This window comes from Xanthobacter autotrophicus, assembly GCF_029991245.1.
Classification (GTDB): domain Bacteria; phylum Pseudomonadota; class Alphaproteobacteria; order Rhizobiales; family Xanthobacteraceae; genus Xanthobacter; species Xanthobacter autotrophicus_C.
This window is the reverse complement of record NZ_JAIVFO010000435.1, coordinates 1-403: the sequence shown is the minus strand read 5'-3', so window position 1 is coordinate 403 and position 403 is coordinate 1. Positions and strand designations below refer to the sequence as shown.

The window sequence follows — 403 nt, the reverse complement described above, 5'->3', positions numbered from 1 at the left end:
TACTACAGCAGTTGGATTTGCAAAAAAAGGCTTTGATGTTATTGGATATGAGATAGATAAAAATAAAGCTTTATTGATTAACGACGGAAAAATACCATTTCATGAAGAAGGATTGCCAGAAGCATTAAATGATGTTTTGGGAAAAAAGTTGAAAATCACTAACGATGCAACAGAAGCTTTAAAAGAAGCTAAAATTATATTTTATTGTATTGGTACACCTATGAGTGAAGATGGAAGCGCTGATTTGAGTTTTTTATTGGATGCGCTTAGGACAACTGCAAAAAATTTAGATAAATGCCAAAAAGAGCCAATTTTGGTGATAAAATCCACAGTTCCACCTTCAAGCTGTAAAGAAGTTTTTATTCCACATTTAGAATCTTTGGGTCTTAGTGTAGGGCAAAAA

At 32.5% G+C, this 403-nt stretch carries 1 pseudogene; it reads left to right on the top strand.

Annotated features, from left to right (window positions below):
- A pseudogene (locus K9U41_RS23570) lies at window positions 1-403 on the top strand (hypothetical protein); the annotation flags it as partial.